General features: G+C 37.2%; 13 protein-coding genes and 1 pseudogene. 7 read left to right on the top strand and 7 right to left on the bottom strand.

What is annotated here, in order from left to right; all coding sequences use genetic code 11:
• Window positions 1-370 precede the first annotated feature (370 nt).
• From GO495_RS32690 to GO495_RS14735, 4 genes and pseudogenes are all read left to right on the top strand, one after another.
• Window positions 371-556, top strand: a pseudogene (locus tag GO495_RS32690) (sigma factor); the annotation flags it as partial.
• Window positions 557-621: 65 nt separating this feature from the next.
• Window positions 622-861 carry an RNA polymerase sigma factor gene (locus GO495_RS32695; RefSeq protein WP_420808916.1) on the top strand — a complete coding sequence of 80 codons (240 nt, stop codon included), beginning with the start codon at window positions 622-624 and terminating at the stop codon, window positions 859-861.
• A gap of 151 nt (window positions 862-1,012) precedes the next feature.
• Entirely contained in the window at window positions 1,013-4,294 is a 3,282-nt protein-coding gene (locus GO495_RS14730; protein WP_157300459.1) for a SusC/RagA family TonB-linked outer membrane protein, read from the top strand.
• Window positions 4,295-4,311: 17 nt separating this feature from the next.
• A complete protein-coding gene (locus GO495_RS14735; RefSeq protein WP_170302684.1) occupies window positions 4,312-5,739 on the top strand; it encodes a RagB/SusD family nutrient uptake outer membrane protein in 1,428 nt (475 codons plus the stop codon).
• Between the two features lie 278 nt (window positions 5,740-6,017).
• On the opposite strand, the gene GO495_RS14740 is transcribed toward GO495_RS14735, so the two are convergent.
• The 7 genes from GO495_RS14740 to GO495_RS14770 form a co-directional block, all read right to left on the bottom strand.
• Window positions 6,018-6,962, bottom strand: a complete 945-nt coding sequence (locus tag GO495_RS14740; RefSeq protein ID WP_157300461.1) for a helix-turn-helix domain-containing protein — start codon at window positions 6,960-6,962, stop codon at window positions 6,018-6,020.
• A 133-nt stretch (window positions 6,963-7,095) separates the two neighbouring features.
• Window positions 7,096-7,734, bottom strand: a complete 639-nt coding sequence (locus GO495_RS14745; protein WP_157300462.1) for a helix-turn-helix transcriptional regulator — start codon at window positions 7,732-7,734, stop codon at window positions 7,096-7,098.
• 96 nt (window positions 7,735-7,830) lie between these two features.
• Window positions 7,831-9,345, bottom strand: coding sequence for an IS66 family transposase (gene tnpC / locus GO495_RS14750; protein ID WP_157300463.1), 1,515 nt, complete (start codon window positions 9,343-9,345; stop codon window positions 7,831-7,833).
• Window positions 9,346-9,393: 48 nt separating this feature from the next.
• Window positions 9,394-9,756: an IS66 family insertion sequence element accessory protein TnpB gene (gene tnpB / locus GO495_RS32700; RefSeq protein WP_157300464.1), complete on the bottom strand. Its 363-nt coding sequence runs from the start codon at window positions 9,754-9,756 to the stop codon at window positions 9,394-9,396.
• Window positions 9,753-10,106: an IS66 family insertion sequence element accessory protein TnpA gene (gene tnpA / locus GO495_RS14760; RefSeq protein WP_157300465.1), complete on the bottom strand. Its 354-nt coding sequence runs from the start codon at window positions 10,104-10,106 to the stop codon at window positions 9,753-9,755. Before tnpA ends, tnpB begins: the two co-directional genes overlap by 4 nt.
• A gap of 296 nt (window positions 10,107-10,402) precedes the next feature.
• The gene (locus tag GO495_RS14765; protein ID WP_157300466.1) at window positions 10,403-11,488 is read right to left on the bottom strand and encodes a FecR family protein; all 1,086 of its coding nucleotides are present in this window, start codon (window positions 11,486-11,488) and stop codon (window positions 10,403-10,405) included.
• A 37-nt stretch (window positions 11,489-11,525) separates the two neighbouring features.
• Window positions 11,526-12,083 (bottom strand): RNA polymerase sigma factor, encoded by a 558-nt coding sequence (locus GO495_RS14770; protein ID WP_157300467.1) that lies wholly within the window; start codon window positions 12,081-12,083, stop codon window positions 11,526-11,528.
• Between the two features lie 299 nt (window positions 12,084-12,382).
• Here GO495_RS14770 and GO495_RS14775 point away from each other — a divergent pair, with 299 nt between their 5' ends.
• From GO495_RS14775 to GO495_RS14785, 3 genes are all read left to right on the top strand, one after another.
• A complete protein-coding gene (locus GO495_RS14775; RefSeq protein ID WP_157300468.1) occupies window positions 12,383-15,736 on the top strand; it encodes a SusC/RagA family TonB-linked outer membrane protein in 3,354 nt (1,117 codons plus the stop codon).
• 31 nt (window positions 15,737-15,767) lie between these two features.
• Window positions 15,768-17,294 (top strand): RagB/SusD family nutrient uptake outer membrane protein, encoded by a 1,527-nt coding sequence (locus tag GO495_RS14780; protein WP_157300469.1) that lies wholly within the window; start codon window positions 15,768-15,770, stop codon window positions 17,292-17,294.
• Window positions 17,295-17,688: 394 nt separating this feature from the next.
• Window positions 17,689-20,274, top strand: coding sequence for a glycoside hydrolase family 2 protein (locus tag GO495_RS14785; protein ID WP_170302685.1), 2,586 nt, complete (start codon window positions 17,689-17,691; stop codon window positions 20,272-20,274).
• Window positions 20,275-21,012: the final 738 nt, after the last annotated feature.

Raw genomic sequence — 21,012 nt, forward strand, 5'->3', positions numbered from 1 at the left:
GATAGATTGTTGCTACAAACACGGGGCTCCTCCGGAGCCTTTTAGTGTCTAATAATACTTTGAATACAGCATTTTTCAATAAGAAGTAAAACAGTATTTAGTTGATTTGACCCGCTAAAAACAAAATATGAAAGTCTGATTTTTTTTAGGGAATGTCAATATGGCTACATCTGCGTTAATGAATATATTTGATGTAGCAATTTAGATGAAAAATTGCTACATTTGGTAAACACTTTAACCATAGGATTTACAGCTATAATGAATGCCCATGACACACTTTCAGATCTTGAATTGATAGAGAGATTTAATCCAGCCTGATAAGGCTGCTTTCTCAGCGATTTACGAACGGTACTGATCACTCCTTTATCGTCATGCTTGTCGTATGTTAAAGGATAATGAGTTAGCGGGAGATGTTGTTCAGGATATATTTACTTCGTTTTGGGTCTGCAAGAGCGAGATCAACACAGCTATTCCACTGTATTCTTACCTGTATGCATCTGTTCGCTATCGCATCATTAATATGATGAACCGCGAAAAATTAAAATCAATTATGTAGCTTATCTCTCTGCTTTTATAAGTGAGGGCCCATACACAACAGATTATACTCTACGTGAGAAAGAATTGAGGTTACAGGTAGAAAAAGAAATTGAGAATCTTCCCCCAAAGATGCGTGCAGTTTTTGAGTTGGGCCGTAAGGCATACCTGAACCATAAAGAAATTGCAGAGAAGGCAAATATATCTGAGGAGACTGTCAAGCGTCAGATCTCTTATTCCATTAAAATATTACGTTCTATATTGACTGTCCATTTATTTTTATATCCGATGTCCGCTGTTCTGATGCTGAATAAAATTTTCAAGTAACGTTCTACCATTACACATCATTTGATTCTAACGTAGTTTTTGCAATAACTGAATTTGGACCACATAGACAGGTTTGGCAACCATATCTATAATGGCGCCAATATAGTAGTCGAGTTATCAACCAACATTTTAAACCAACTAAACCAAAGTTATGGATAAAACTGTTCGTGTTAATGGCTTGTTCCCTCTCGTTCCTAAAAACAGGAGGTACCTGTCAATAGTCAAATACGTTATCGTCATGAAACAATTTATTACTATACTAATTCTGAGCTTAAATGTTTCTGCTAATGTCCATTCGCAACGGATTGACCTGGTGGTGAAAAATCAGCCTATCAGGGAAGTGTTGCGGAGTATTGGGAAACAGACAGGGTATAATTTTTTGTTTGAGAGTGACCTGTTGGATATAGCTAAGCCGGTGACGGTTAGTTTGAAACAGGCGAGGATAGAGGAGGCGTTGCAAGAGATTATGAAAGATCAGCTCTCTCCCGCCCAGCAAAAAGATATTAGTGGTATGGTACAAGACGAAAATAACAATCCATTACCAGGTGCTACAGTCATTCTGAAAGAACAGAAAAACCGGATTACAGTGACGGACGGAGATGGACGGTTTTCCTTTGCTAATGCTCCAGATCAGGGAACAATATTGGTGAGAATGATCGGTTGGGAAACGAGGCAGATCAAGTACAAAAATGGGAACATCATTAGTTTCGTGCTTAAAGAGGCGAACACGAATATGGAAGAGATGCAGATTATTGCCTACGGTCAGGTAAATAAGAAATACTTAACCAGCAACATTTCCAGTATAAAAGGCAATATCATAGCACAGGCTCCAGTAACCAATGTATTATATGCATTGGAAGGCCGTGTTCCTGGCTTATTTATACAACAAAGCTCAGGCATGGCCGGAAATGCCGTGAATGTAACTGTACAAGGCAAAAATAGCATTCAAAGCGGCAACCTACCCTTCTATGTCATAGACGGAGTTCCATACAACCCTGATGTTATTCCTACCAATGTTAGAAGTGGTACTACCGGAATTGGCAGCGCTATTGGGTTTATTAACCCGGCAGATATAGAAAGTGTGGAAATATTGAAAGATGCAGATGCTACAGCTATTTATGGCTCAAGAGCAGCAAACGGCGCCATCTTGATCACCACAAAAAAAGGGAAGGCTGGTCTAACTAAAGTAGATGTAAATATGCAAACCGGCTGGGGTAAGATATCTAAAAAACTCGATTTTTTAAATACTGAGCAGTATTTGGCTTTACGTAAAGAAGCGTATAAAAATGGAGGACAACCAATTCCTACGAATTACGATTATAATGGTAATGCAGATTTAACTGTATGGGATCAAAGCCGTAGTACAGACTGGCAAAAAGAACTGATTGGCGGTACGGCCCAATATCAAAATATAAGCACCTTCATTTCAGGCGGGAATGAAAACACTCAATTCCTTGCAGGGGGTGGATACCAGAGAGAAACAACAGTTTTTCCAGGAGATTTTTCAAACATAAAGGGTAGTATACATTTTAATTTAAATCACAGTTCTTTAAACAAGAAATTTCATTTCAATTTAACTACAAATTATCTTAATGGTACTAATCGCTTACCAGGTGCAGATTTAACAAGCGCGATTAGTTTGGCTCCAAATGCACCTGCTTTATATAATCCAGATGGTACCATTAATTGGTCGCTGCTTCCACCTAATGAAATCGTAGCTACATTCGACAACCCTATCGTAGCATTAAAGAGAACATACACTGAAAAAACAAATAATCTTATTAGTAGCAGTAATATTTCATATGAAATCGTCTCTGGATTAATTCTAAAAGCCGGTATGGGATATAATAGACTTCAAAGTGACGAAATCTCAATTTCGCCTTTAATATCCTTTAGACCGGATTATAGATCAATTATACTTCGAAGTGCTAAGTTTGCCAATAAAAACACCGAAACCTGGATTGCAGAGCCGCAATTAACGTATGACAAAGATTTTTCCTTCGGTCATATAGAGGCATTAGTTGGCGGAACTTTTCAACAAACAAAAAACTATATGCAATCCTTCAATGCACAAGGTTTTGCAAACGATGCACAATTAGAAAATATTCAATCTGCATCTACTGTGACGGTTAGTGATGCATTACAATCCACTTACAAATACAGTGCAGTTTTTGGAAGATTAAACTACCGCTATAAAGACAACTATGTTTTAAATCTATCAATGAGGCGGGATGGCAGCAGCCGCTTCGGTTCTGAAAATTTATTTCATAGTTTCTATTCCATTGGTGGAGCGTGGATTTTTAGTAATGAAAACTTTGTTCGGAATAGTTTATCCTTCTTGAATTTCGGAAAATTGCGTGCAAATTATGGAACTACTGGTAATGATCAGATTGGTGATTATCAATTTCTGGATTTATACAATTATTATCGTGTAGGTATGCCCTATCAACGAATTGTTACTCTTTCACCTGGTGGACTACCAAATCCTTACCTACAATGGGAAGAAACCAAAAAACTAAATTTAGGACTAGATCTTGCTTTTTTAAACAATCGGCTAACGATCACGGCGAACTATTTTCGAAATCGCTCTTCAAACCAATTGTTAAATGATATCCTCCCAGCGATTGCAGGCTTTAGTTATATTCTCCGTAATTTACCTGCCATAGTTGAAAATAAAGGTTGGGAGTTTCTATTGGAGACAAATCCTATAAAAGCGAAAAATTTTAACTGGCAAAGTTCAATTAATCTAACCATACCTAAAAACAAACTAATTAAATACGACAACCTAAACGCTAATAGTAATTATGTAATAGGACAATCTCTTTTTTTAGCAAAAGTATACAAATATGCCGGGGTAAATTCTGAAACCGGTCTTTATCAGTTCACAACCAGCAAGGGACAACTAACGTCTAGTCCTGATGGACAATCTGACAGAACCGTTTTAATTGATTTAAATCCCAAATGGTATGGTGGTTTTTCAAATACAATAACATACAAAGGGTGGAGACTTGACTTCTTGCTTCAATACGTGAGAAAGAATGGTCAAAATTATAAATATCCTTCTTTTCCAGGTAATAGTAATAATAACGTTACAACTAATGTTTTAAATCATTGGAGAACTCCAGGAGACAATGCAGAAATACAAAAAATAACAATAAATAGGCCAGAATTATTAAACCCCACCCGTGCTATAAATCAAAGTGATGTTTCTAACGGAGATGCTTCCTATGCTAGGCTAAAAAATGCGTCTCTTAGTTATCAATTACCTGCATTATGGCTACGAAAAACACACATCTCACAAGCAAGAATATATATACAAGGGCAAAATTTGCTGACTTTTACAAAGTACTATGGTGCCGATCCTGAAACGATGGCACAAGGTTCTCTACCACTTTTACGAATATATACGCTTGGAATACAATTTACTTTATGATCATAAATCTTGTCTCGATGAAAAAAAACATAAAAAAATTATATACTCCTCTGTTCTATATGAAAATTATTGTTTTACTGTTCTTTTGTTTCGCTGAGAGCGGATGTAAGAAATTCATAGAAGTGGAGGCTCCCATTACGAGTGTAAACGGTGGTAATGTATATACAGATGACGCAAATGCAATAGCTGCAATAACCGGAATCTATGCAAAAATGTCAAATACAGGTTTTAGTTTGAACTTCTCTATTTATCCAGAGCTTTCAGCGGATAACTTTACATTGTTCACCACTTTACAAGATTTAAATTACACCTTATATTTTCAAAACGCCCTAAATTCACTATATACTAATTCTCCTCAGTTTTGGGATGATGAATATAACTTTATCTATACCTCAAATGCAGCAATATCAGGATTAAGTGTTACCAATAGTCTTACCCCTGCCATAAAACAACGACTATTAGGAGAGGCTTATTTTATAAGGGCTTTTCACTATTTCTATCTTGTAAACTTATATGGGGATGTTCCGCTGGTGCTATCTACAAATTATATTGACAATTCCAAATTAAGTAAAACACCAATAGCCTCTGTTTATCAGCAAATGATTTCAGATTTGAATCAAGCCAAAAGTTTATTGGACGATCAGTATGTGGATGCATCTATACTGAGAAAAACTACTGAAAGATTAAGGCCAAATAGAATGGCAGTAAATGCTTTGCTTGCACGTGTTCAATTGTTTGTGAAGAATTACGCAGCAGCAGACGCTGCCTCAACAGAAGTGATTAATAAAACAGATCTATATTCCGCTCGGATACCTTTAAATCAGGTATTTTTGAAAAATAGTATGGAGACCATTTGGGCACTACAGCCGATGAGATTTGAATTTAGTACCGACGAGGCCAATTTATATATACCCTCAGAATCGATCGGTCCAGTGTACTTATCTGCATCTTTTTTAGGCAGTTTTGAAATGGGAGACTTACGTAGATCCACCTGGATAGGTGAATTAGTCTTTGATATGTATGACTACCCTTACCCGGCGAAATACAAAGCCCTTTATGGAAGTTCAACATTAACAGAATATTCAATTGTGCTACGTTTGGCAGAGCAGTACTTAATCCGTGCAGAGGCCAGAGCGAAACTCAACGATATATCAGGAAGTCAATCCGATCTCAATGAAATTCGCCATAGAGCTGGTTTACCGAATACTTCAGCAAACACAACTGAAGACCTTCTTACTGCTATCCTTAAAGAACGTAGAATAGAACTGTTTTCAGAATGGGGCCATCGCTGGTTAGATCTTAAAAGAACAGATTTAATTAATTCTGTGATGCAAAAAGAAGCACCTTTTAAAGGAGCCACCTGGCAGCCGTACATGGAATTATATCCGATTCCATATGCAGACATTAAAGTTAACAGCAACCTAACCCAGAATACAGGTTATTAATACTCCACTAGCATGGGAATAAGCCTTCTAATAAGTTTATCCATCCAGTTTAATAATAAAGGAATTTGAATTAAAAGGTTAGTCGATGTGCTCCTTATGAGAGCAGTACACATCTAAAGAGTGAATTTCGAATGCTTTTAAAAGAAGAAATCATTTAAAATATTTTTTCGGGTTACTTACTTAGCTCATCACAAATATAGATAGAAGAGAATTTGAATAATGGCATATTGAATGTGAAGAAAGAAGAAAAGTTATATCTATAATTATCAGTACGGCAATCATACTTCACTAAAAGTACTCCGGTACCTTCCAGGCGCAACTCCGGTGGATTTTTTAAACACTCTAATGAAGAAGGAAGAGTCGCTGTAGCCGACTTCAAGACCGATATCGGAAATAGGGAGATCAGAGCGGATGAGAAGTGTCTTAGCTTTAGACATACGTAACTGCTGGATGTATTGCAGCACAGTCACACCAGTTTTAAGCCGGAACCCATTTTGAAGCGCGCGCTCAGTGGTACCCATATTTTTGGCAAGTTCTTCGATGTTGAAAAGCAATTCGGGAGAGGATTCTATTTTATGTATCAGAGATAAAATCTCAGTATCAAAGAGAGCAATAAGCCGACTGTCCTGGAACGCGCGACGATGAACCCCATCAAGATAAGCGATGGTACAATCAGCAATACGGTTGTCGTAATATTTGATGCGCGCATCACCAGTAAGTTGATTGTTCTTGATTTTATCTAATTCAACACGGACAGTACCAGAATATCTCCCATAAGGCAGTTCAATAACAGATTTATAGAGACCAACGAACGCAGTCATTAACTCAGAAAGCATAGAATAGGTAGAAAGCAACTGAGAGAGTAAAGACACAGAGGGTTCGATATAAATACTATGATAAATCTTATGCGCAGATAAGGGAAGCGGAATAGAAACATCCGGTCCAAGGTAACGCATACAAAGATGAGAACTATTAAGTGACACTTGCAGGAAGATAACAGGGGAGGGAGATGATAAAGTAAGAGAAAGGTCTGAAGATGTAATCTCCGCATATAGCTCACTATATAGATGCCCCGCAATTTCAACGGATTGATTAATGAACACTCCCCAACAGCCGGAAATAAATTGCACAGAAGTCCCGGGGATGTTTAAAGCTAGTTTACGGTAACGGGTTGGCAGCTCTGATAAGACCTTTCCATCTGGTAAGCTGATGTTTACAGGCATTATTTAAAGATTTGTATGGTTAACAATGAAATTAATAGAGCTAAGGGTATAACAATAACAAATATCCTCATAGGGAAGAGGAATAAATAGGACGAAAGCAAACTATTAAAGGAGAAATAAAACTTAATTAGTACTAATTCTCTTTCCGGAACTCATGGGGTGTCTTCCCTGTAGTACGTTTAAACGCCCGGGAAAAGTAGGAATGATCAGTATACCCGACCTCAAAAGAGATCTCCGCAATACTATCATCAGAAGATAATAGGAGAAGTTTGGCTTTTTCAATACGCTGCTGCACAAACAACAACACCGTAATCCCTTTTTTAGACTTGAACGCATTTTCCAGCGCGCGCGGGGTCATCCCCATTCGCTGGGCCTGTTCGATAACGTTGATAGGCTTTTCCGGGAATTGCTGAATAAGGGAGATGAATGCTTCTATCTGAATGATAATAACACTCGTGATGCGGTTATCCCGGTGAATCTCTTCGAGATAAGAAAGCACGAAGTCACTAAGCCGGCTGTTGTAGTATAGTACACTCGCCTGCCCGGGGATCTCCCAGTTTTTCAGGTTCTGTATCTCTTTATGGGCTTTCTTGCCAATCTTGCCGTAAGGAAGCACAAAAAGGGTATCTGATTTCAAAAGTTGTAAGAGATGAGGGTAACTACCCGCCAAACCCGTTAATAAGACCATAGAAGGGGAGATATACACCGAATGGTACTTTTGACCCGCAAACAGGTAAACGACGTAAATAGCACCTGGTTTTAAGTAATGCATGCCCCGCTTGTTGGATTGGGGAAATATACGGCCGTCAGGATACCGTAAAGTGTAAGCCTCCGAGCAATTGCATATTTGTGATGAGTAAATGAGTATCTACTTTTGCTGCAGTATCCAATTATGCGGAAGCAATTGAATGATGTTTTTCTTTGGATAGGCAGAGATTCGGGATAACACGTCCGCTAACCATGTAGCGGGATTTATATGGTGTAATTTACAGGTACCTAATAGACTATATAGCATAGCCGATCTTTTCGCGGCTTCATGCGAACCTGCAAACAGGTAATTCTTTCGTCCTATTGCGGTAGGGCGAATACTGTTTTCAACAGCATTATTGTCGATGTGCAATCGACCATCAGTTACATAGGTGCTTAGTTTATCCCAACGTTTTAAACTATAAGCAAGTGCTTTACTGATTGGGCTTTTGGGCAATACGAGCTCATACTCATGCCTCATCCATTCACCCAGTAGTTTCAGGATTGGCAGAGATTGTTCCTGCCTGATCTGGGCACGGCCTTCTGCCGACAGCTCTTGCTGTGTGCAGTTCTTTTCAATAATATAGAGTTGTTGGATCTGGTCCAACGCATATTCAGCACGGGTTTTATCACTATCCAGTGCTTCAATAAAATAACGTCTTGCATGCGCCATGCAATGTATCAACATGATGCCATTCTTTTCAGCAATGTCATCATATACGCCATAGCCATCCGTCTGCAGGATGCCTTTAAAGTGCTCCAGCATTCCAGATGGGCCTTCTTTATTGCGCCCTTCCTGGTAGTCAAAGACAACTAGTTTATTAATACAATCCTGGTAAATCCAATAGAAGCCGCGATGTGTTTTGCCGTTCTTGTCCTTATCCAACACCGGGCATGGCGTCTCATCAGCCTGCAAGTATCCGGACGCCAGCGTCTGCTTCACCAGTATTTCATAGAGTGGAGTGATTAGTCTACTGGTACCTGCTACCCAATCACTAATCGTAGAATAAGGTAATTTTACACCCGCCCGCTCGAAGCGTTGCATCTGGCGATGCAATGGAAGGTGATCAACATATTTATCAATGACCAACTGAGACAATAATCCTGGACCCGCTATACATTTATCAATAGGTTGTCCAGGAAGATCCGCAATAACAATATTGCTTTCCGTGGTATCCGTTGATGGAAGTAAATATTTGGGGCGGATATATCTTTTGACATATAGTTCAGCGGGAATACACTCCAGTTGTTCTGTCTCTACCTGCCCAATTCTTTTACTACCAGCAGGCAAGTGATCAGGTTCGAGAATAATATCCTCTCTTCTCAGGTGTTCAGGTAGTTTGCTTCTTCCTGGATGAACAGCCGGTATTTCAACTGTATTAGTGCGGATGTATTCAATCTTGCGGGTGTTAGTGACAGCCTGTGTGGCTATCGCAGGTACTGTTATGTCCAATGCCAGTTGTGCTGCCTGATTTTCACTAGGTATAAACTTTTCCTGCCGGCTGCCAAAGATCATCTTCTTCAGCTGTTGTAATTCATGCTGTAGTTGCTGCAGTTTAAAATTGAGATCCCTGTTCTCTTTTTGGGAGATCTCATATAACTGTTTGTAATCGTTATTTGCAACCGGGGTGTTCATTCTGTTGCAATAATAACAAACAAAATAAACTTAGATGTTAGCACGATGTTAATGATTGATATTTTCTCGGTGAAAGCGTTTCCTGTAATGCACTCTATTTAAACTGATACCTTGAAGTATCAAAATCAGCTGGCTATAACTGATGACAACATGTTGCTGATCATGTAGGAATACAGGTAATTCAAAAGTACCCTCTTCCAGTCTTTTATGAAAAATGGCAAAACCATCTCCCTGCCAAACTAACAATTTAATCTGGTTGCGCTTATTATTAAGGAAAATGAAAACATCTCTTGATACAGGGGCTGTATGCATTTGCTCTCTGACAATAGCTGCCAGGCTATAGAAGCTTTTATTGATATTGACAGGTATCCGGTAAAGGAAATACCTGCAATCCGGATTAAGGGCTATCATTTCGAAGAAGATATTAATTCCTTCAGAAAACTGGCGTCTACCATTTGATTGATCACCACTCTGCTATTATCAGCTAGGATGTATTCTGCAAATGGAGTCGCTGTTCCAATAGGAACCTGTGGGATCAGCGATATGAAAGAGGAAGAAGATGGTTGTTGAGATTTTCGTTTACACCCCATATTGAATTGTTTCATCCAGTATTTGAGGGCCGACAGAGAGATGTCATTCTCACTACAGAACGCTTTCATCTTTAATGGGCTTTGCTGCCAGTCCTGTAATATTCTTTTCTTTTCACGCACCGATCTGCGAGGTATGGAGCTGGAAGACTGTTTTGGTAATTCTACATTCATAATACACCAAAAATATCAGTATTCGGGATTATAGAAAACATGTAATTGCTCGGAGGCTTACGTCCAGAATAGCAATAACGTTGAAATGGGTAGAATTAGAGTGTCGACATTTGCACAACTTGTTGATACTGCCGAGAAACGATTATTTGGTCTAAGGGAAAAACTAAATGATAGATATGAAGACGTCCTTAATAAGAAAATTTACTCAATGGATGCGAATTCAAAAAATAGTAATATTATTAATGAGCTATTTGATGGGACAAATGGATAATCAAATAATAATTTGAAAGTAACAATTATTTGATAGTAACAATATTGTCTTTCAGTGTATAATCTATTTCCTCTGTAGACTTCAGCCTCTCGAGAAACTCATTTACAGGTTGATTTCTATCTATTACCCCATAGAACATTTTCTTTTTGACAGCCGGGTCCAGTACAACCGTAACCCCGTACCAGCGGGGAAGTACCTTCGCTACTTCTTCCATTGTAGCAAGGTCAAAAACGTAAATACCTTTCATCCAGCTCAACACCTGTTCCTGTTTAAAGTCTGATATAGCCAGACTCCCTGTCTGAATATTTACCTGTTTACCTGGAGAGAGGGTCACGCTATCCTGTCCGGCTACTAATCGCACTTTTCCTGTCACGAGGGAAACATTCTCTTTACCATCGAAAGTATTCACATTAAAGCTCGTTCCCAGGACTTTCACCTCGCTGTTGGGCAGATGGACTATAAAAGGCTGTTTAATGTCAGGAGCGACCTCTATATACGCTTCTCCATCTACCCAGATCTCTCTTGCCCTGCCTGAAAATTGAAAAGGAAACCTTACTTTGGTAACAGAGTTCACCATCATGGTGCTTCCATCAGACAATACGAGATTATAAAATTTACCTGCCGGTACGGAAAGAGAACCTATCCCACCTGTACCGCCATTAAATTTCAATGTCTTATTTGCATTGTGTAAAGAGAGGTTACCAGATCGAATCGCTGTATCAGCATGTTCCAGATTCACGACTTCTCCATTATCCAAACTTAACAGGATCTGGTTAGTAGCTACAACTTCTTTTTTATTCTTATTTAAAAGGACAAATGCGCCTATCAATGCCATCGCCATTACAGCAACACCCAATCCTTTTCTATATCTTGATTTTTTAGAATGACCTAATTGATCAAGAATCAATTGGGGATTGACATTCTCATCCAGTTGTAGCATTCCTGCGGCTGCTTCTGGTTTATTCAGCACATCATGCATTTCCTGATAGAGCCTTCGTGCGTCACTATCTGTTGCTAAGATGTGACTCAGTAGCGCTTTTTCATTGGGCGTGATGTCGTTATCCATTTCAGATACTATGAGGGCTTGTATCAGCTCAGGTGTGTATTTCATACCGATTAACTTTAATAAAGACGAACAATACTTGATTTCATAACAGAGAAAAGAGAGAATTCTTCATAAGATCACGAATGACCTTCATGGCTCTGTTCACGTAAGTGCGGGAAACCGGGACTGAAATACCTAATTGCTGAGCTGTTTCTTTATAGTCAAGGCCCTGGAGATAGACCATCGTAAATGCCTCTTTATAGATATCGGATTTTACACTTTTAAGCGCCGCTTGTATGTTGTTAAGGAATTCTTTATGTTCCTGTTGTGTATTAGCTGGCGCGGCTTCTGTATGGTTGTGATTGAACTCTACTGCATATTTATGATGTAGTCCTTTCGTTCTTATCATGTCCAGGCATTTGTTCCTGGCGGCAGCAGAGATATAGCTTTTAAGGGAAGTGCTTACATTCAGTTTGCACCTGTTCTTCCATAGCGACGAAAATACATCCTGCACAACATCTTCTGCCTCCTGCTGATTCTGCAACATGAAATAAGCTACACGAAAGGCTTTCATTCGATGCCTGGTGTAGATAACAGAAAAGGCGTATTCCTTTTCTTCTTTAAGTTCCAGTAATAATTGTTCATCCAGAAGTTGGTCCATATTATGACAATCTTGATTTTAGGAGGCAACGATGGATGGAAGATCTGTACTAAATTTAAATTCTTTTTTTGATAAGTCAAGCCCTATTTGGAAAGATTTTTATAGGCTTCATTCCTTAACCAGGTATTAACTATATGGATGTGATTTTGCTCTAATTCTTCTCTGACGTTAACATTTAGACGTGGTTTTTAGCCTTTTTGAAAAAAGTTACTCTTTTGAGTTATGTTTTTGTTATCTGTCCGTCATTGGTAGGAAGGACAGCTTATATCCGTATTACCAACCAACCAATCACAGCGCTTATGTCTAAGTCTACAGGCAACTCGTCGTTCCGGCTATGGAGCGGTATTTTACTCTTATTTGTTTTTACTGCGGCTTCTTTATATGCTCAGGGAAAGCCACCAGCAGAAAAATTAGTATCCCTTAACGTTAAAAACGAAACACTTAAAGTGATTTTTGACAAAATCACTGAACAAACATCCCTCTACTTCACAGGATCAGCAGACCAGCTTGATCGCAATTTTAGAACTTCTATAACGGTAACGAATGAACCGCTGAATTCTGTATTAGCTAAATTATTGAAAGGGAAGGGTGTGAGTTGGTTGATCGGGGAGAAGACAATTACGATTGTGAAGGGGGAGGGCGGAAACCATATTTCTATTTCTAATCAATATCCTAATCCTGTGTTTAATGATTCGCTAATTACTGTTAGAGGGAAAATTATTGATGAAAAGGGGCAGCCTATACCAGGTGCAACTATAATAGTCAGTGGTACCAAATTAGGAACAATAAGTCATAATGATGGTTCTTTTATAATGAAAGACGTCGAGAGAGATGCCACTCTATCCATTAGTAGTGTTTCGTTTGTAACACAAGATATTTTTATACATGGTCAAGAAATTCTAAAACCTGTGGCATTAAAATCATTAGTTGAGACGCTAGACGAGACAGTAATTATAGCGTATGGAACAACAACACAACGCTTTAGTACAGGCAACGTAAGTGTTGTGAAGGGTGCAGAAATAGAAAGGCAACCAGTATCCAATCCGTTACTTGCATTGGCCGGTAGGGTACCAGGTGTTTTTATTACACAAAGCTCAGGAATTGCCGGTGGCGGGGTGAAGATTCTTATTCAGGGTCAGAATTCTATTTCAAAAGGTAATGAACCTTTTTACGTAATTGATGGCGTTCCTTATACAAGTCAACTACTTCCTAGTATTAATGGAGATTTATTAGGCTATTCGGGAGTAACAAACCCAGTAGCTGGAAATCCACTCAATTATATTGACCCATCAGATATTGAAAGCATTTCCATCCTAAAAGATGCGGATGCTACAGCAATATATGGCTCAAGGGCTGCAAATGGAGCGATCTTAATAACAACAAAAAAAGGAAAGACCGGGCAAGTCAAGCTCGATGCTAATCTTCAGCAAGGTTGGGGTAAGGTTGGTAGGACGATTAAATTGTTAAATACCAAGGAGTATTTAACAATGCGTAATGAAGCAATTAAAAATAGTAATAGGACTGTAGGACCTACTGATTATGATATAAATGGCTTTTGGGATACAACTCGACAAACGAATTGGCAAAAAGAATTGATAGGTAAAACTTCGAAATATTCTAATGCAAATGTTTCGATATCTGGAGGGACAAACCTTGCACAATATATGATTGGCGGAACTTATCGTAAAGAGACCTCTGTTTTTCCCGGTGAATTTGCAGATCAGAAGGCAGCCTTTCATTGTAATCTAAATAGCACTTCTAATAATCAAAAGTTTAACCTTCAATTTACGGGAAATTATTTGGCTGATATAAATAAGCTGCCGATTTCAGATCTTACAGGAAGGTCTATATTACTTGCTCCCAATGCTCCAGCGTTATACAATTCTGATGGTAGCCTTAATTGGATGTTAAATAATGCAGGTAATTCTACGTGGAGTAATCCTCTTGCAAGTTCATACATAGAATATTCAAATAAGACTAATAATCTTATAAGTAACCTATTACTTAATTATAAAATTTTTTCCGGATTTGAATTACGTACAAGCATGGGTTACACAAACTTAGTAGCTAATGAGATATATACAGCTCCTATGGCATCGCAATCTCCAGAGGCACAACCAACGTTTCCCAGAACGGCACAGTATGGGAATAATTCAATTAATTCATGGATAATTGAACCTCAGGCATCATATAAAAGAGGATTAGGAATGGGGAAATTAGAAGCGTTGATTGGTACTACTATCCAACAAAGTAACAACAGAAGCTTACAACAATATGGTTCCGGTTATAGTAGTGATCAGGTATTGAAAGATCTTCAATCAGCAAGTTCAATAACTGTATCATCGAGTATAGCTTCTATTTATAAATATAATGCCTTATTTAGCCGTATAAATTATATTCTTAGGGATAGGTATGTAATAAATTTAAATGCGCGGAGAGATGGGAGCTCAAGATTTGGAATTGAGAATCAGTTCCATAACTTTGGGTCAGTTGCAGCAGCCTGGATTTTTAGTCAAGAGACTTTGATTAAAAGCAAGAGGTATCTTTTAAGTTATGGGAAAATAAGAGCTAGTTACGGGACAACAGGTAATGATCAAATAAACGATTATCAATTTCTTAATCTATATATCCCTTATTCAGTAGGGGTGACTTATCAGGGGATTAATTCTATTGTTCCACAAGGGTTAACCAATCCATATTTACAGTGGGAGGAAACGAGAAAGTTACAATTTGGTTTAGATTTGGGATGGCTAAAGGATAGGATATTGTTGAATATTAACTATTCAAAGAATCGATCCTCAAACCAACTTTTGCAATATAATTTACCAATTTTGACTGGCTTTTCAAACATTGCAAGAAATTTTCCTGCAAAAGTTGAAAACAACGCATGGGAGTTTGCTGTTAACGCAAAAATATTTGATAATCATGTCTTCAATTGGGAGAGCAATTTTAATTTGACAGTTGCAAATAATAAATTACTTGATTTTCCTAACTTGGCGACCTCCTCATATGCTCAAAGCTTAGTGATAGGCCAGCCTATTAATATCGTAAAACTTTATCAATCAGCTGGTGTTAATTCTACAACTGGTATTTACCAATTTTTTGACAGCAAGGGAGTGATTACATCTAGTCCTAATAGTAGAACTGATATGAATTATATTATTAGTAGATTTCCTAAGTTCTATGGGGGATTTCAGAATGTAGTTTCGTACAAGGGAATCGAAATTTCCTTTTTATTACAATTTGTAAAACAAACTGCTTTAGGGAATTACATTGGCTCTAATCCTGGAAACACAAATAAGAATCAACCCATTTCTGTTTTAGAAAGATGGCAAAAAACTGGAGATGTTACTCAAATACAAAAATATAGCACGAATTCGGATTTTAGTGCATTTTTTGGTACTTTCTATGCTCGTCAAAGCAACCTTTCTTTTACAGATGCTTCTTATATTAGATTGAAGAATTTGTCTTTTACTTGGAAATTTCCCTCTTCCTGGAGTAGGAGGTTACAGCTACAGAATGCGAGAATTTATTTTCAGGGCCAAAATCTGTTGACATTTACAAAGTATAAAGGATTTGATCCAGAAACAGCGAGCTATGGAAATTTGCCACCTTTGAGAGTATTAACATTTGGTATTCAGGTATCACTGTAAATTTTATTCGCTAATCAAATTATATAAAAAGATGAAATCATATCATAGATTAAGTCAAGTTACCAAGATTGACAAAAGTCGTGCAAAATCGGGTAAAGTGATAAATAAAAACTTTATTAGGACTTTATGTTTTAATAAATGGTTAATAATACTTCTTTTTCTGATTGCGAATGGCGGATGTAAAAAATTAGTAGTTGTAGAAGGTCCTTATACAAGCATTAATGAAAGCAATTTGTTTTCTAATGACGCAACTGCTATTAGCCTTATGACTAGTGTTTACGCAAAAATGAGCGCAAATTCAATTTTTAGCGGAGGGTTAACATCTATTTCATTTTTTTCAGGATTGTCATCAGATGAGTTTTCTATTTATACAGGTATAAATGATATTAATTTGCTTGGTTATTATAAAAATTCATTGTCTAGCTCTAATAGTAACTCTTCTGATTTATGGCTAAATGTTTATCCTATAATTTACATTACGAATACAGTTATTGATGGCTTGTCACAATCAAATTCTTTGACGCCATCCATTAGTCAGCAGTTACTGGGAGAGGCTAAGTTTATTCGTGCATTATGCTATTTTTATTTAGTTAACTTTTATGGAGACACACCTCTTGCCTTGTCAACAGATTATACAGTAAATGCGAGTCTTGCTAGAGCTCCTAAAGATATTGTTTACGGGCAAATTATTGAGGATCTAAAAAGCGCAAAAAAATTATTAAGTAGTAATTATATTGATAAAAATTTGATAGTTATTGGTAACGAGAGAATAAGACCGATCAAATGGGTGGCATCCGCATTATTGGCGAGGGTTTATTTATTTATGCATGATTATATAAATGCAGAAACTGAATCGACAAGTATAATTCAAAATACATCGCTGTATAATATTGATTCAGATTTAAATGAGACTTTCTTGAAAAATAGTAACGAAGCTATCTGGCAATTACAACCAGTAAATTATGGTTGGAATACAGAAGACGGACGGGTATTTATAATTCCAAATACAGGCGTTAGTGATGCTTATCCAGTGTATTTAAGCCAATTTATATTGAATAGTTTTGAAGCTAATGATTATAGGAGAAGATATTGGGTTGATAGTGTTAATGTCGATGGAATAATTTACTTCTATCCATATAAGTATAAAAGTTCAACATTGGGGGCTGATATTACGGAATACTCAATGGTTTTTCGGTTGGCAGAGCAATATTTAATTCGATCTGAAGCTAGAACTATGCAGGGCAATATGACAGGAACTACCGGTGGAATAAGCGACTTAGATGTTATTAGGCATAGGGCTGGTTTAGCGGGGTATTCAGGAGGTGCTGATAAGCCAAGTGTTTTGGCAGCAATTCTACATGAACGACAGGTAGAATTGTTTAGTGAGTGGGGGCATCGTTGGTTAGATTTGAAAAGATCCGGAAATATAGATGCGGTAATGTCAGTGGTTACGCCACTAAAAGGGGGGACATGGAATACGAATTGGCAGCTATATCCTATTCCATTGGGCGAACTACAAAAAACTCCCAAGATAAAGCAAAATCCAGGATATGAATAATGGGTTAGGCTCTTCCTAAGTCGGTATAAGATTGTTGGTATAGCTAATACAATTTAGCTCAAGATGCATAAATATCATTTGTCTATGATTTGATCAATTGAATTGACTGAATCCAATAATCAATCGCTGTATCGAAAAACAATTATCTATTAATCTGTATGGGCAGCGATTTGTTGAATATTTGTACCAACAACAACGAAAAATATTTTTAAATCGGTTGTAAATATTACACCTCTACAATACCAGTTAGAGTAACTGCGGTATTTTTTGTCAATCAGTTATTGAAAACCACTAATAATCATCTACAAAAAGTTATATGATGAGAATGTTTGAATGCAAATGTTTTGCAGTATTGGTGTTATCCATAATTTTCTGCTGTACAGTTCAGGCCCAAATGAAACCTAATTGGAAAATGCAACCGGTTCCGGTTCAGACTAGATGGGCAAAAGAAGTGTTCCCAACCAATGTATTGCCAGAATATCCTCGTCCACAATTAATACGGAAAGATAATTGGCAGAATTTAAATGGGTTATGGGATTATACAATTACTGATACGTCAGCTTCAGTGCCTTCTGACTACCAAGGCCAAATACTGGTTCCTTTTTCTCTTGAATCGGCTTTGTCAGGAGTACAAAAGCCGCTATTGCCAAGCCAAAACCTTTGGTATCGTCGTAGTTTTATAAAGCCGAAGTTGAAGCGAGGCCAGAAAATATTATTGAATTTTGGTGCTGTTGACTGGCAGGCAACAGTTTTTGTGAATGGTAAGGAAGTCGGTAAACATACTGGGGGATATACTGCATTCTCTTTCGACATTACGGACATGCTACAGTTAGAGAATAATGAACTGGTAGTAAAAGTATTTGATCCAACAGATGCAGGTTTTAATCCTCATGGCAAGCAAACCTTGTATCCTGCAAATATATATTATACGGCTATCTCCGGTATCTGGCAAACGGTTTGGTTAGAGACTGTTTCTGCATCACGTATAGTCGATTTAGGTATAAAAACAAATATTGAGAATGGAACGGTAATGTGTAATATTAATAGTGAAATGCTCGATAGTAATATACAAATGGAAGTAACAATTTCAACTGAACGGAAGATTTTAAATAGAACTATTGGCAAATATAAGGACCTATTCTCTTTAAAAATTCCTAATGTGAGGCTTTGGTCACCTGAGGACCCTTTCTTGTACGATTTATCAGTTAAGTTGCTAAAGAAAGGAAAAGTAGTAGATGAAGTAAATAGTTATTTTGGAATGCGAAAAGTCGACATTCAAAAGGATTCAAAAGGAATAGATCGTATTTTCCTTAATAATAGGCCTTATTTCAATCTCGGTACCTTAGATCAGGGCTATTGGCCTGAAGGCTTATACACTGCACCTACTGATGCGGCCCTGAAATTTGACATAGAAGTTATTAAGGCTATGGGATTTAATACGATCCGAAAGCATATAAAAGTAGAACCGGCTCGTTGGTACTATTATGCAGATAAAATTGGAGTATTAGTTTGGCAGGATTTTGTGAATCCTCCTCCCTCTCTTCCCGATAATTCTAAAAATGAATTTGAAAAAGAATCCAAAGAGATTATGGATCAGTTGGATAATTATACTTGTATTACGACTTGGGTTCTATTTAATGAACGTTGGGGTTCCTATGACCAGAAAAGACTTACTGAATGGGTTAAGAAAAGGGACCCAAGTCGAATTGTTAATGGGCATACAGGGGAGTTACTTTATATTAATAATCAACTGCGTTCTCCATCTGACAGTCCTTATGTGAGCAGTGATATAACGGATTTACACTCTTATCCATATCCTATGATGGCTGTTAAACATGTTGGGAAAGCAATGGTTTGTGGTGAATTTGGGGGCGTGGGAGTTTCTGTACCTGGTCACCAATGGACTGATTTGCAAGGTTGGGGCTATATCCAGGTAAAACCTAAGGAACTTGAGATTAAGTATAAATTTATGATTGATACTTTAAGTAAATTAAGAGAAGAAGGTTTATCTGCCAGTATTTATACAGAACCATTTGATGTGGAGGGTGAGGAGAATGGACTATTAACTTATGATAGAGAAATTGTTAAGATACCAATTGAAAAAATACAAAGAATCCATAATCCATTAATTCAGTCCAATAAACTCTCGCTTTTATATTCTAATTCTTTAATTGTAAAAAATATTGATTTAAATGATACTGATGATCAGTATAAACAGTTTTTAGCATTGTATGAATCTGGTAAAAGAGACTCTATTTTCTTGAGAAGATTGACCTTAATGGCTTTTCGCTTAAAGGATCAGAAGTGTCTCACAAAAATTGGTAAAAGCTATATTGATAAATTGACTTGTTTGTATACAAAGGAGAATCTTTTTTTTATTTCAAATATTACCAGAACAACTGATGACGAAGGATTTAGAATATTTCAATCAAATCCTGAAAAGATAAACAAGATTTTAGGAAGGAACGAGGCCGAAAATATGGTGAAGTCGATTATTTCGAATGAATACATTGAGCCATTTTTGCATATCGGAGGTAGTAGTCCCAATTGGGACAAAATGGCGACTCTACTCAAGAGCAAATATGGTGTTATCGGCTCTGAAAAGGTTTTTGGGACTGCAATGATTTATTACCTGGATAGGAAGGATTGGAATTCATTCGGTAAATATTATTCACTTTATTATAAGACAGCATTATCTCGCAGTGAATATCATATTAATAATATCTCATGGTTATTATTTCAAAATGTAAATAGTCCCGAAGATTTAGAAATGGGGTGTCAAACAATGAAGTACTCGATTGAACATTTTGATCAGCTCAATTTCAATGCTTATGATACCTATGCTAATCTATTATATAAATTGGGAAAAAGAGAGGCTGCTATTGAATGGGAGGAAAGAGCAAAAGAAATGGCACCGACTTACCATAATGTAATAGAGAATCTTAAAAAAATGAAGGAAGGAATAAATACATGGAAGTAATTATTTGATATTAAAGTAATTTATATAAATGAAACACAAATAAAAGATTTGTACTGCATTCTTAATACAGTTCTAATACTGACATTCATACAAAAGGGATTTGATATTAAATCAGTGTTGTCCGGGTAGAATAATAAGTTTAATTAAATATAAAATGGAAGGATTAAGCTCTAATGGTTTGGGTTTTGATACTCATACAACAAACTTGAATAAGGATAGTGAATTTCTTGGACGGGCGTATTTTTCACAAATATTAATGTGATATCGGCATCGATTATTAAAGATGCAGTTCTAATGGATGAAAGTAATAGATATTATGAAAAGTAATTATTTCGAGCGCATTTTACCAGCCTCTTATATGGCGTATTAGGTTATTGTAATGGTTTACGAGAGATCTGTAAAGAGAAGGTAACCTATCCGAGATTAGATAAGGGTCCATCAAGGAATATGCTCTCTTACACGGATATCAACAGAGGTAACCATGCATTTGAAAATAGTTATTTCGGTCTGTTATGCAAATATCCGGGAGTTGTCTCTGACAGCCGGATGAAAGGATTAAGCAGTAGCAACCTTAAGATCGTCGATAGCATAATAATCAGTCCTTTAGGTGATATACTTAGGTAGCCCCAGGTTAGATGGAACTTAGAAAAAGGAGGCATTAAAGTAGATAAGACTATGGATACGTTTAGGGGCGTGGCTGAATTTATGCAAATGACAGCAACAAAGGTACATGACGGG

This window comes from Chitinophaga oryziterrae (assembly GCF_009758125.1).
In the GTDB taxonomy this organism is placed as follows: Bacteria; Bacteroidota; Bacteroidia; order Chitinophagales; family Chitinophagaceae; genus Chitinophaga; species Chitinophaga oryziterrae.